The organism is Dysosmobacter sp. HCP28S3_G4, assembly GCF_052065175.1.
In the GTDB taxonomy this organism is placed as follows: domain Bacteria; phylum Bacillota; class Clostridia; order Oscillospirales; family Oscillospiraceae; genus Oscillibacter.
In genome coordinates, this window is sequence record NZ_JBQHUP010000063.1 from 1 (window position 1) to 12,212 (window position 12,212).

The window sequence follows — 12,212 nt, forward strand, 5'->3', positions numbered from 1 at the left end:
CTTCCTTGAATTCCTTGCTGTACTTTCCCATTGTGATCCCCTCCATCTTTGTTTTTCACTTTAACAGATTTTTGGGGAATTTGCGACTGCACTTAAAGGGTACCACTCCACTTCAACAACCCATTTGTCCTGTGGGGCAGATACCAGCGCCGGGGACTGAAAACGGTGCTTACCGTGTCCTTCCAGTTCCACCATACCCAGATGGACGGCGCCCACGCGGGCCGTTTTCTGGACGGCCTGCAGAGAGCCATCGACGAACTGACAGGCAGATAATTCGATTACGGGAGCTTACCGACCGACAGAAGGGAGCGGGCTATGGATCTGGAGCTTCTGCTGTCCGCGCTGACGGCAAAGGATACAAAATGCGCTTATGGCACCCTGCTGGAGCTGGAGCGGCTGTCCGATGAGTCGGACTGCCTGTACCCGTATACGGAGCGGTTCGCGGACATGACGGAGGACCGGGCCTACGCCGTCCGGTGCCGGGGGTTCCGGCTCTTTTGCAGGCAGGCCCGGTGGGATGACGGCGGCGTCATCGACCGCTGTCTGGACCGGGCGCTGGCGATCCTGGAGGATGAAAAGCCCACGGCGGTGCGGCAGGCGCTGGCGGCCCTGCTGGAGCTGGCGCCGTACAAGCGGGCGCTGTGGCCCGTGATCCGGGCGCGGGTGGAGGCTATGGACCTGAACAGGTACAGGGACACCATGGCGCCGCTGATCGAAAAGGACATCCGGCGGCTGCTGGACGCCATGGAATAAAAACACGGGGAGCCGGACGGCTCCCCGTGTTTTGCAGTTTGCGCTTTCTTATCCCAGCAGATAGCTGTACTTCGTGAGGACGGTGAGGATGAACACCTCGATTTCCGCGGGCAGGTCGTTCTGTCCGTCCAGATCAGCCTCGAAGACCTTTCCGCCCAGCCGGACCAGCACCTTGCGGCCGCCCAGGGGCAGGAAGCCCTGATTCTTCTCGCTATCGTCGAAGCCCTTCCGGGTCAGGAACAGGGTGAACTTATCCCGGTAGGGGGCGGAATCGTAGGGGCAGAACACGGCACAGTTGCCGCACTCGTTGCACATCCGGTCCACATGGAGGATCTGATGGCGGCCGTCGGGCAGCTCAATGACCACATTGGCCCGGTTGGGGCATACGTCGGCGCAGACCTGACACACCACGTTGCAGGTGAGGCAGCGGTCGCCCTCGCACTTGGCGGACTCGCACAGGATGCCCTTCTTGGCGATGGCGTCCGCCCGGCTGGCTTTGGCGTGGGCGGGGATGGCGTACTTGTGGGCCTCGCCGATGACGGCGTTGGCGAACCAGGTGGCGTCGGCGATGCCCTCCACCACCGTGGCGGGGCCCCGCATGGCGTCGCCGCCCACGTAGACGCCGTCCAGATTGGTCCGGAAGGCGGGAACGCCCTTCTCATCCACCTCAATGCCGTTGGCGGTGAACAACTCCGACTCCACCTTCTCTCCCACGGCGGAGATGACGGTGTCGCAGGGGATGGAGACCGTCTCGCCGGTGGGGACGGGCTTCCGGCGGCCCTTTTCGTCCGGATCGCCCAGACGCATCTTCTCGCAGATCAGCGCGCCGTCCTTCTGCTCCACAGGCGCCACCAGCTCCAGGAACTGCACGCCGTCGGCCATGGCCAGTTCCAGCTCCTCGGCGTCGGCGGGCATGTACTTCCTGGTGCGGCGGTAGACTAGGGTGGAGGACTTGGCCCCGGCCCGGAGGGCGGCACGGGCGGCATCCATGGCGGTGTTGCCGCCGCCCACCACGGCCACGTGGCCCAGGGACACGTCCTTTCCGGCCTTCAGATCTTTCAGCCAGCCGATGACCGGCACCACATTGCCGGGGATGTCCAGCCGTCCGGCCTTCCAGGCGCCCACGGCGAAGAAAATGTGGGTGTAGCCCTGGGCCTTCAGCTCCGCCACGGAGGGGGCGGGAGTGTTCAGCCGCACCTGGACGCCCATCCGGAACATCAGGGCCACGTCCCTGTCGATGGCCTCATCGGAGATGCGGAAGGAGGGGATCACCTGGCGGACCACGCCGCCCAGGCAGTTGGCCTTCTCAAAGATGGTGACGGGGATGCCCGCCCGGCCCAGGAAATAGGCGGCGGACATGCCGGTGGGGCCGCCGCCGATGACGGCCACCTTGCGGCCGTCCGTGACGGGCACGGGCTGGGGCAGCTTTGCCAGCAGGGCGTCGTAGCCCCGCTGGGCGGCCACCAGCTTGGTGGCCCGGATCTGCACCGGCTCCTCGTAGAAGTTCCGGGTGCATTTCGTCATGCAGCGGTGGGCGCAGATGGTGCCGGTAATGAAAGGCAGGGGGTTCTTCTCCGTGATGAGCTGCAAGGCGGCGGCGTACTGTCCCCGGCGGCACAGCTCGATGTACTCCGGAATGTCCTGCTGGATGGGGCAGCCGCCCTTGCAGGGTGCAGTGAAGCAGTCCGTCAGGGGGACTTTGTCGTACAGCTTCCGGCGGGGCAGGGGCTTCACGGCCTTGAGGTGGTACTTGTCGGACCGGGCGGCCAGGGCCAGCGCCTCGATGCCGGCCACGTCCACGCCGGTGAAGGGCCGGAATTCCATGGCGTCCAGCTTGTCGCCGATCTGGACGAACCGCTGGTAGCCGCCGGGCTTCAGCTCCGTGGTGGCCATGGTGATGGGCCAGATGCCGCAGGCGAACAGCTTGTCGATGTTGAAGGCGTCGGCGCCGCCGGCGTAGGAGATCCGCAGCTTTCCTCCGAACTCCCTGGAGATCCGGGCGGCCATGGTGGTGGTCAGGGGGAACAGGCTCTTGCCCGCCATGTACATCTCCTCGCTGGGCAGTTCCTTGTTCTTCACGTCCACCGGGAAGGTGTTGCTGAGCTTCAGACCGAATTCCAGGCCATGGCTCTGAGCCAGCGCCAGCAGGCGGCGGAACATGGGGACGGCGTCCTCGTATTGCAGGTCCTCGTTGAAGTGATGCTCGTCGAAGGCAATGTAGTCGTAGCCCATGCCGTCCAGAATGGACCGGGCGGTGTCGTAGCCCAGAATGGTGGGGTTGCACTTGACGAAGGTGTGGAGATGCTTCTTCTCAATGAGGTAGCTGGCGATGCGCTCGATCTCGTCCGGCGGGCAGCCGTGGAGGGTGGAGACCGTCACGCTGCCGGAAACCCGGGGGCTGATGGCGTCGATGTAGCCGCTCTCCTGGGGAAAGAATTCCTTCAGGACCCGGATGCACTCCTGGAAAATGGGCGTCTGGGAGGCGTCCATCATGCCGTTGAGGAAGGTGTCGATCTTCTCACCCTGGATGCCCGCCAGATCGTAGCCCACGGACATGTTGAACACGAAGCCGTTGGGGTCGCCCAGGCCGTAGACCTTGGACATGATCTTCAGGGCACACCAGGCCTTGACGTACTCCTCAAAGGCCTGCTGAACATACAGCTCCGTGGACCACTCGCAGTTGTAGCACTCGTCCTCCGCCAGGATGCAGGGACGGTTGATGCAGGCGGCCAGCTCGGCGCCGTCCATCTTCTGGACGGTTTTCAGCTCGAAGAACCGGGCGCCGGCGAAGTATCCGGCGATGATGTTCTGGGCCAGCTGGGTGTTGGGACCGGCGGCGGGGCCGAAGGGCGTCTCGATGGTCTCACCGAAGATGGGCAGCTTCTTGACGCCCGCCCGGTAGGGCTTGTGGACGCCGAAGACAGAGCCATCCCGGAGGTACTCCGTGGTGATCCAGTTCATCAGATCCCGGAAGGGGATGGGGGTCATCAGTTCGGACATAGCAGTTGATCCTCCTTGCAATAGAAATTAGGAATTAGGAGTTAGGAATTAGGAATTTTGAGGAACGGAATCATCAGAGAATAATTCCTAATTCCTCATTTCTCATTCCTAATCCTTTCAGTATTTACAATGGTTCAGCCGTCCCCACAGCCGCTTGGCGCTCTCCAGAATGTGGGCGTTGACGGCCTCCTCGTCAATCTCCGTCAGGACCCGGTCCCGCATCAGGATATTACCGTTGATCATGGTGGTCTGGCACTGACGGCCCGTCATGCCGAAGATCATGTGGCCGTCGATGTTGGCGTCGGAGAAGGGCGTGTAGGGCTTGTAGTCCATGACGATGACGTCCGCCGCCGCGCCGGGCTTCAGCACGCCCAGCGTGGGGAAGCCGCACCGCTCCGCCATCCTGGCGTTGTTCTTGAAGAGCATATCCGTCACCTCGCACCAGGCCACGTTGGGCAGGCAGGCGTTGTGCCGCTGGGAGCAGAGGGCCACCTTCAGGGATTCCAGCATGTCATTGGTGTAGGCGTCGGTGCCCATGCCGATGAGGATGCCCTTCTTGTACAGCTGCAAAACCGGGGAGATGCCCACGGCGTTGCCCATGTTGCTCTCCGGATTGTTGACGCACATGGTGTCCGTGGCCTTGATGATGTCCATTTCGGCGGTGTTCACGTGGATGCAGTGGCCCAGAATGGTCTTCGGCCCCAGAATGCCGTGGTCCTGAAGCCGCTGGACGGGACGGCGGCCGTAGTTCTGGAGGGAGTCGTACACGTCGTTCATGCCCTCGGACACGTGGATGTGGTAGCCCACCCGGCCGTTGTTGGCGGCAGCCATCCGGTCGAAGGTCCTGTCGGAGATGGTGAACAGGGCGTGTCCGCCGAACATGGCCTTCAGCATGTCGGAGGGATTCTTCTCGCAGTAATCGATGAAGTCCTTGTTCTCCTGGACGGATTGGAGGGACTTCTCCTCGCCGTCCCGGTCGCTGACCTCGTAGCACAGGCTGGCCCGCATGCCGAACGCCTGCGTCACCTCGGCAATCTTCATCAGGGAGCCGGGGATCTCGCAGAAGGAGGCATGGTGGTCAAAGATGGTAGTGACGCCCTGCTTGATGCTGTCGATGACAAGGGCCTGGGCGCTGGCCTTCGTGGCCTCCAGGTCCAGATTCCGGTCAATAGCCCACCAGGTGCCGTCCAGCACCTCATAGAAGTTGGTGGGGTTGTTGCCCACGATGCTGAGGCCTCGAGCCAGGGCGGAATAGATGTGGGTGTGGGCGTTGATGAGGCCGGGCATGATGACGCCGCCACGGGCGTCCACGAACTCGGCCTGGGGGTATTTGGCCTTCAGGTCGGCGGTGACGCCGACTTCCACGATTTTTCCGCCGTCGGTGACCACGCCGCCGTCCGGCAGATAGCCCGCACCGTCGGGATCCCGGGTGATGACCTTTCCGTTTGCCAGTAAAATCATATGAGAACCTCCCTGCGTTCAAAATTCCACGGATACAAAAGCCCCAAAGAGGGAAGGGGGAAATGCCGGAGAAAGAAAAAAGGCGTCTCAGACCATCCCCGGTCTGAAACACCTATCCGCGCAAAGGAAGATAGGTGTCAGCCCGTGCGCGCGGCACTCCGTTGCAGCTATCCATCTTTGCTTATATTTGTATTTTACCGTAAACCGGGAGAAAATGCAATCAGGCTGCCGCAAAAAATTTTTGGAGGGATTTGTACAGTTTGCCGGGAACTTTTTGGCAGGCTTTTCCGACTAAACGAGAAAAGGGGCGATGGAGATGAAGAAGGTTTTCACGATGATGACCGCCCTGTCCCTGCTGGCAGTTCTTGCTGGATGCGGCAGCAGCGGCTCCGACGGAGGCCCGGCGGACAGCCTGCCGCTGACGGAGGTGCGGAGCGCCCAGCTGGACGAGAGCCTGACCCTCTCCGCGGAGTGGCCGTCCTACGATTCGCTGGACGCCACCGTGTATGTGGTGCTGGAGAACCACGGTGACGAGACGGTGACCACTGGCGCGGACTTCCAGCTGGAGCGGGACATGGGCGGCGGGGGAGAATTCTCCTGGTACCAGCTGGAGTTGAAAGAGAACGTTGGCTGGACAGCCATCGAATTTGTCATCCCGCCCGGAGAGAGCATGGCCTTCGCCTGTCCGCTCTCCGTCTGCGAGACCTCCTTCCTCACCGGGGGGCATTTCCGCATCGTCAAAGAGACGGGCGGGAACCGCTGCGCCGCGGAGTTCACCGTTTCTGATGACGCGCCTGTCTCCGAACAGCGGCCCTACGGCTTCGCGGCGCTGGAGGAACTTCCGGCGGACTACGGCACGGAGGACGCCATCGCCGACGGCTGTGTGGTGTTCCGGGACGGGGAGACCCCGGCCAACGCGGAGAAGCTGGGCCTGTTCTTTGAGAAGGTCCGATTGGGCATCCCCTGCCAGCTCCGCACCGTGCGTCTGACGGCGGAGGGTGCGCCGGTGCTGGAGGACGTGGTCTATGAATCCATCAGCGGCGCAGGGGGCCGGTTCTTCTGGCGGCGGGACGACAGCCGGGACGCTCTGGATGCGGCACCCGGCATCGGCCCGGTATTTTACTATTCCTATCTCCAGACCGACGGCTGGAGGATCGCCCTCAGCAACGCCGTGGAGTGGGACCGCAGCTATGGGGAGCCCAATCTGGAGCTCCTGGCGGGGGAAGAGGCCGCGCCCTATCTCGCCGCCGTGGAGGAGATGACCCGGGCCGCGCTGGAGGACAACATCACCCGCTATCGGGTCTGGTCTGCCGACGGCACGCGGTACGCCTGTCTGACAGAGGACCCGCTGGAGTTCGCCTGGGGCGGCGCCGGATATGGAGCGGTCCACTCCCTGGCGGACTACGATGGTCTGGACGATGCCATCGAACACATCCGCTGGGCGGACGGCCACACCCTGGAACTGACGGTGCGGCAGTTGGCGGGACCGGAGGGCGATACGCCCGCCGTCATCTATCTCTGGGACACGGAGACCGGCAGGCTTACCGGCACGGACGCCGTATACTGCGTGCCGTCGGTCGTGGACCCGCGGGATCTGTAAATTGCCATGTTTTTCAGCGCCGGGAACCGTTTTCAGCGGTTTCCGGCGCTGTTTTGCGGCATACGAAGGAGGGACGGCACTTCAATTTTGTAGGAATTGTTAATTTTCTAGAAAAGACTTGCAATATTTATAAAAACGTGTAATTTAATATTTAAAATCATATTTTAAGATTTCAATTAGCAAATCCAAGGAGCGATCCCATGAAACAACTCTTTTCCCACGCACAGGACCCCATCAGCTGTGAGACCCACGCCCTGGGGGCGGCGGCCTCCTTTGCCGGAGGGCTTCTGTTTCTCCTGCGGGCGGTGTACAGCGACGCCGGAATGACGGCACTGGCGGCGGCCATGTGCTTTGCGCTGTCCCTGATGGCCCTGTACTTTTCCAGCGCCCTCTATCACTACTATCCCGGCACGGCGGACAGCGGCGGCGTGAAGCGGCTGCTGCGGAAGCTGGATCACAGCATGATCTACGTCCTCATCGCCGGCAGCTACACGCCCTTCTGCGCGGTGCTGCTGCCCCAGCCCAAGGGCCTGCGGTTCTGCCTCGGCATCTGGTGCGTGGCGGTGGCGGGCGTGCTGATGAAGGTCTTCTGGCTGAACGCCCCCAGAGTGCTGTCCACGGCCATATACCTCATCATGGGCTGGTCGGTGCTGTTCATCTTTCCGGATTTCCTCCGGGTGGGGCAGCCCTGTGTGACGCTGGTGGCGCTGGGGGGACTGTGTTATTCCGTGGGGGCGGTGTTCTACGCCGTCAAGCGGCCCAATCTCAGCCCGGACTGGACCTTCCACGAGCTGTTCCATCTGCTGATTCTGGCCGGATCGCTGTTCCACTATCTGGCCGTGTTCTTCTGTGTATTGTGAGGTGGCAAGTATGAATCCCATGACTGCGGACACCTCTGCCTGCGCGGCGGCCCGGCTCCGAGCGGTGCGCCGTGCCCGGACCCGCGCACTGAACGAGCCGCCCCGGCTGACGGTGCCGGAGGAGATCGTCAACGCCGTCACCCACGGCGTGGGTGCCGCTCTGGCGGTGGCGGTCTTCGTCCTGCTGCTGTTGAAGTCGGAGACGACGCTGGAGATTATCGCCTCCTGCTTCTACGGCATCAGCATGATGCTGATGATGCTGATGAGCTGCCTGTACCACGCCTTTCCCGCCGGTTCCACGGTGAAGCGCATCTGGCGGCGGTTTGACTACGCTTCCATCTACCTGCTGATCGGCGGCACCTTCGCCCCCATTCTGCTGGTGTATCTGGGAAACACGCTGGGCATCACCCTTTTCTGCATTCAGTGGGGCGTGATCCTGTCCGGCGTCACCCTCATCGCCGTGTTCGGACCGGGGAAGTGGCGGCCCCTGCACTTCACGCTGTACTTCCTCATCGGCTGGAGCGGCCTGCTGTTCCTGCCGGACTTCTATCGCAACGCCCGGACGCTGCTGTGGTTCATTCTGGCGGGCGGACTGGTGTACACCCTGGGGATGATCCCCTTTGCCCGGAACCGGAAGTGGAATCACTGCGTCTGGCACGTGCTGGTGCTGGCCGCCGCAGCCATCCACTGGCTGGGCATCTACGGACTGATCTACTGAGAGCTTTCACGCATAAAGCCAGAAAAAGACGGCTGATCTCAGCTGTCTTTCAGCCTGCTCGAACTTGCCCCCGCAGGCGAAAAAAGAAAGGGGGGGCCGGGAACCGTAGGTTCCCGGCAGAGTATCCGTAGGAAACCGCTGGTTTCCTACGGATATGCACCTTTCGCCGGAAGCGAAAGGCGCCAAGGAAAAGGGCCAGGAAAAACCTGGGTTTTTCCGGTTCTTTTGCCCAAAGGACAAAAGAATATGCCGGAATCATTTTTCCGGCGGCGTGTACGTCGGAAAAATACCTTGACTCCAGCCGCCTTGGGCGGCGACGCCAGTGACCGATGTCACTGGCGAGGGGGAATCTAAAGGGGGGACGCAAGTCCCCCCCTTTACGTCATTTCGTTCCGAAGATCCGGTCGCCGGCGTCGCCCAGGCCCGGCACGATATAGCCGTGCTCGTTCAGGTGATCGTCCAGCGCGCCGCAGTAGATGTCCACGTCCGGATGGTTCTTCTGGATGCACTCCACGCCGTCGGGCGCCGCCACCAGGACCATCAGCTTGATGTGCTTGCAGCCCCGCTTCTTCATCTCGTCGATGGCGGCGGAGGCGCTGCCGCCGGTGGCCAGCATGGGATCCACGATGAGGATGTCCCGCTCCGCGATGTCCTTGGGCATCTTGCAGAAGTACACGTGGGGCTCCAGGGTCTCCTCGTCACGGTACATGCCGATGTGGCCCACGCGGGCGGAGGGCACCATCCGCAGCACGCCGTCCACCAGGCCCAGACCGGCCCGGAGGATGGGCACCACGGCGAACTTCTTGCCCTTCAGGGTGGGGGCGGTGGTGGTGCAGATGGGGGTCTCCACCAGCTTGGTGGTCATGGGAAGGTCGCGGGTGGCCTCGTAGGTCAGGAGCATTCCGATCTCGGAGACCAGTTCACGGAAATCCTTGACGCTGGTGCTCTTGTCCCGCATGATGGTCAGCTTGTGGGCAACCAGGGGGTGATCGACGATGTGCAGTGTACCGCTCATAGTGTGTGAACTCCTTTATATATAGATTATATAGATTTGGGGTCAGTTCGCCTTGTTTGCCATGCGCTCTTTCAGGGTCTGGGCCGACACCGCCCGGAGATAGACCGGCAGCAGCTCCTGAGCCGTGCCGCCGCCTCCCGACCGGAGGATGTCCTCGGCGGCCAGGGCCACGCCCACGGCGTTCTGCTGGACCAGATGGGGCACCGCCAGGGCGCAGGGGATGCCGTGCTCCGTCAGATAGTCCCGGCACAGGACAGCGCCGTCGCCGGCCACGGTCTTGGGTTCATCGGACCCGGCCAGCTCCGCCGCCAGATCCGCCAGGGCGATGGGCCTGTCCGGCGTTAGACGGGTGAGGACGCCGTTTTGGACGCGGAACACGGCGTTGTAGATCTGCTGGTGCCGGGCGTCCATGGCGCAGAGAATGAGACCGTCGGGTGCCGCCGCGTTCCAGGCCATGGCCTCCAGAGTGGAGACGCCCACGGCGGGGAGACCCGCGGCAAAGGCCAGTCCCTTGGCGGCGGCCACGCCGATGCGGATGCCGGTGAAGGAGCCGGGGCCGTTGGCCACGGCGATGGCCCCGCAGTCCTGCATGGTGAGTCCGGCGTTTTTCAGCATATCCTCCACCATGGGCATCAGGGTGCGGCTGTGGGTCAGGCCGGTGCACTGGAAGGCGGAGACGATGATCTGGCCGTCCTCCGTCACGGCGGCGGAGCAGGCCCGGGCAGAGGTCTCCAGAGCCAGAATTTTCACGGATGCGCACCTCCTTCCACGGTGATGATCCGCCAGCCGTCGTGTTCCGGATAGCGGGCGATGGTCACAAAGAGGGTGTCCTCCGGCAGGGCGTCGTCCACCCGCTCACTCCACTCCACGGCGCACACGCCGCCCCGGCCCAGATAGTCCTCCCAGCCGATGTCGAACAGGGCGTCGGAGTCCTCCAGACGGTACATATCAAAGTGAAACAGCGGGAGCCGTCCGCCCTCGTACTCGTTGACGATGGTGAACGTGGGACTGGTGACCCGGCCGGTGTAGCCCAGTCCCCGGGCCAGTCCCCGGGTGAAGGCGGTCTTGCCCATGCCCAGGTCGCCCCGGTAGGCCAGGACGGCACCGGGGGACAGGGAGCGGCCCAGCGCCTCGCCGGCGGCCTCCGTCTCCAGTTCGCTGTGGGAGAGATATTCCATAAGTTCGGGCCTCCTTCTGCGGGGCGTGGACGTGCGCTCCGCATTTCCGAAACAGTATACCACAAACATCTCCACTTGTAAAAACAAAATTACAGCGTTTACACCGGAATGCAACTGTGTTATAATCATACAGCTTCAAAAACGGCGGCCTGAGCCGCCGGAAGCCTGCAATTTTGTACCGGACAGCCGTTTTCGGCGGTGCTGTCCGGATCTCATCGCCGGAGGAGCGGCCCCTTGAAAGAGGGCGGACTTCTGCTCTGCTTCTCCGGACGATATACGGCGAAACGGAGAATCTCATGGTTGCACGTCTGAAAAACACGCTTCTGGAATTTTTGCAGCAGGCGGATCTGGTGCTGCTGGGCCTGTGCGTGGCTGCCAGCCTGTACGGCATGGTGCTCATCGCCAGCGCCACCCACTATCTGGGGACTGCCAAGATGGCCCGCTATCTGGGCGTCCAGGGGGCCGGCATGCTGCTGGGCATCGCCGCCTATATCTTCCTGTCCATGGTGGACGTGGAGGACCTGGTGCGGAAGTGGAAATGGATCGCCGTCTTCAACGTGGTGTTTATCTGCCTGCTGCGGACGCCTCTGGGCATCAGCGGCAACACCGGCAACCGGGCGTGGCTGGCCATCCCCGGCATCCCCTTCAACATTCAGCCGGCGGAGGTGGTGAAGATCACCTTCATTCTGCTGCTGGCCAAGCAGATCGAGTGGACGTGGCAGGAGAGGCGGGAGCTGCGGAGCCTCCGGGCCGTGCTGCCGCCCACGGTACACCTGCTGTTCATGGTGGGCCTCATCTACGTGGTGTCCAGCGACATGGGCAGCGCCCTGGTATATGTCTTCATCTTTGCCTGCATGATGCTGGCGGCGGGCATCAGCTGGCGGTGGTTCGCCATCGGCGGCGTACTGGGCGGCGGGGGGATCTTCGCCATCTACAAGCTGGGGAAGATCCCGTCCTACATGGTGGACCGGTTCCGGACGCTGTTCGACCACGACTACCAGCCCCTGGGCGTGGGCTGGCACCAGAGCCGCAGCCTGCTGGCCCTGGGCTCCGGACGGCTGTTTGGACAGGGACTGTTTAACGGCACCCAGACCCAGAGCCGGGATCCCAGCTCCCTGCCGGAGCGGCGGACCGACTTCATCTTCTCCGTGGCGGGGGAGGAGTTGGGCTTCGTGGGCTGTCTGGCCATCATTCTGCTGCTGACGGCCATCATCTTCCGCTGTCTCATGGTGGCCCGCCGGGCCAGATCCCCCTACGCCAACTACGTGTGCGTGGGCATCACGTCCATCCTGATCTTCCAGACCATCGAGAACATCGGCATGTGCCTGTTCGTCATGCCGGTCATCGGCCTGACGCTGCCGTTTTTCAGTTACGGCGGCTCCTCCATCGTGACGCTGTACGCCGCCATGGGCATCGTCTCCGGCATCAAGAAGCGGGCCGTCCCCACGCGGCGGTACTACCGCATCGGATAAAAGAGCATCGGAATAAAAAGGAAGCGCCCCGCGGGGCGCTTCCTTTCAGGCTGTCGAGAAACCCGGTTGCGCAATTAGGCGGCAACCGGGTTTTCAGCACATATTCGGGAAAATAGAATCGAAAATAGGAAATGGGCAGAGTCATTCCATTTCCA

Annotated in this window: 10 protein-coding genes and 1 pseudogene; 6 read left to right on the forward strand and 5 right to left on the reverse strand. The window is 62.6% G+C overall.

The genetic code is table 11. From position 1 onward, the window contains the following. Window positions 1–126 precede the first annotated feature (126 nt). Window positions 127–273 (forward strand): annotated as a pseudogene (locus ACTNBU_RS11460) (CatA-like O-acetyltransferase); the annotation flags it as partial. 42 nt (window positions 274–315) lie between these two features. After that, the gene (locus ACTNBU_RS11465; RefSeq protein ID WP_441034087.1) at window positions 316–753 is read left to right on the forward strand and encodes a SufBD protein; all 438 of its coding nucleotides are present in this window, start codon (window positions 316–318) and stop codon (window positions 751–753) included. Window positions 754–801: 48 nt separating this feature from the next. Here the strand turns inward: ACTNBU_RS11465 and ygfK are convergent, their stop codons facing one another. Beyond that, window positions 802–3,753 (reverse strand): putative selenate reductase subunit YgfK, encoded by a 2,952-nt coding sequence (gene ygfK / locus ACTNBU_RS11470; RefSeq protein WP_441034089.1) that lies wholly within the window; start codon window positions 3,751–3,753, stop codon window positions 802–804. Between the two features lie 117 nt (window positions 3,754–3,870). Further along, window positions 3,871–5,214 carry a putative aminohydrolase SsnA gene (ssnA, locus tag ACTNBU_RS11475; protein WP_441034091.1) on the reverse strand — a complete coding sequence of 448 codons (1,344 nt, stop codon included), beginning with the start codon at window positions 5,212–5,214 and terminating at the stop codon, window positions 3,871–3,873. A gap of 316 nt (window positions 5,215–5,530) precedes the next feature. Here ssnA and ACTNBU_RS11480 point away from each other — a divergent pair, with 316 nt between their 5' ends. The 3 genes from ACTNBU_RS11480 (at window position 5,531) to trhA (ACTNBU_RS11490) (ending at window position 8,392) form a co-directional block, all read left to right on the forward strand. Beyond that, window positions 5,531–6,814, forward strand: a complete 1,284-nt coding sequence (locus ACTNBU_RS11480) for an immunoglobulin-like domain-containing protein (protein ID WP_441034093.1) — start codon at window positions 5,531–5,533, stop codon at window positions 6,812–6,814. A 200-nt stretch (window positions 6,815–7,014) separates the two neighbouring features. After that, window positions 7,015–7,674, forward strand: coding sequence for a PAQR family membrane homeostasis protein TrhA (gene trhA / locus ACTNBU_RS11485; RefSeq protein ID WP_441034094.1), 660 nt, complete (start codon window positions 7,015–7,017; stop codon window positions 7,672–7,674). Window positions 7,675–7,684: 10 nt separating this feature from the next. Further along, window positions 7,685–8,392, forward strand: coding sequence for a PAQR family membrane homeostasis protein TrhA (trhA, locus tag ACTNBU_RS11490; RefSeq protein WP_441034096.1), 708 nt, complete (start codon window positions 7,685–7,687; stop codon window positions 8,390–8,392). 382 nt (window positions 8,393–8,774) lie between these two features. On the opposite strand, the gene upp is transcribed toward trhA (ACTNBU_RS11490), so the two are convergent. Genes upp through tsaE form a run of 3 tightly spaced genes read right to left on the reverse strand, consistent with a single transcriptional unit; the run spans window position 8,775 to window position 10,585 of the window. Then, on the reverse strand, window positions 8,775–9,407 hold the full coding sequence (gene upp, locus ACTNBU_RS11495) for a uracil phosphoribosyltransferase (RefSeq protein WP_441034098.1): 633 nt from the start codon (window positions 9,405–9,407) through the stop codon (window positions 8,775–8,777). A gap of 42 nt (window positions 9,408–9,449) precedes the next feature. After that, the gene (gene tsaB, locus ACTNBU_RS11500; protein WP_441034100.1) at window positions 9,450–10,157 is read right to left on the reverse strand and encodes a tRNA (adenosine(37)-N6)-threonylcarbamoyltransferase complex dimerization subunit type 1 TsaB; all 708 of its coding nucleotides are present in this window, start codon (window positions 10,155–10,157) and stop codon (window positions 9,450–9,452) included. Then, a complete protein-coding gene (gene tsaE / locus ACTNBU_RS11505) occupies window positions 10,154–10,585 on the reverse strand; it encodes a tRNA (adenosine(37)-N6)-threonylcarbamoyltransferase complex ATPase subunit type 1 TsaE (RefSeq protein ID WP_441034102.1) in 432 nt (143 codons plus the stop codon). The genes tsaB and tsaE overlap by 4 nt, the downstream gene beginning before the upstream one ends. Before the next feature lie 296 nt (window positions 10,586–10,881). On the opposite strand from tsaE, the gene ACTNBU_RS11510 reads away from it, so the two are divergent. Further along, window positions 10,882–12,057 (forward strand): FtsW/RodA/SpoVE family cell cycle protein, encoded by a 1,176-nt coding sequence (locus tag ACTNBU_RS11510; protein ID WP_441034104.1) that lies wholly within the window; start codon window positions 10,882–10,884, stop codon window positions 12,055–12,057. Window positions 12,058–12,212 lie beyond the last annotated feature (155 nt).

What these genes read in the sequence shown, in the direction of transcription:
- ACTNBU_RS11465 (WP_441034087.1), top strand. Translation starts at nt 316, where the DNA reads ATGGATCTGGAGCTTCTGCTGTCCGCGCTGACGGCAAAGGATACAAAA.
- trhA (WP_441034094.1), top strand. Translation starts at nt 7,015, where the DNA reads ATGAAACAACTCTTTTCCCACGCACAGGACCCCATCAGCTGTGAGACC.
- ssnA (WP_441034091.1), bottom strand. Translation starts at nt 5,214, where the DNA reads ATGATTTTACTGGCAAACGGAAAGGTCATCACCCGGGATCCCGACGGT.
- tsaE (WP_441034102.1), bottom strand. Translation starts at nt 10,585, where the DNA reads ATGGAATATCTCTCCCACAGCGAACTGGAGACGGAGGCCGCCGGCGAG.
- ACTNBU_RS11510 (WP_441034104.1), top strand. Translation starts at nt 10,882, where the DNA reads ATGGTTGCACGTCTGAAAAACACGCTTCTGGAATTTTTGCAGCAGGCG.
- trhA (WP_441034096.1), top strand. Translation starts at nt 7,685, where the DNA reads ATGAATCCCATGACTGCGGACACCTCTGCCTGCGCGGCGGCCCGGCTC.
- upp (WP_441034098.1), bottom strand. Translation starts at nt 9,407, where the DNA reads ATGAGCGGTACACTGCACATCGTCGATCACCCCCTGGTTGCCCACAAG.
- ygfK (WP_441034089.1), bottom strand. Translation starts at nt 3,753, where the DNA reads ATGTCCGAACTGATGACCCCCATCCCCTTCCGGGATCTGATGAACTGG.
- ACTNBU_RS11480 (WP_441034093.1), top strand. Translation starts at nt 5,531, where the DNA reads ATGAAGAAGGTTTTCACGATGATGACCGCCCTGTCCCTGCTGGCAGTT.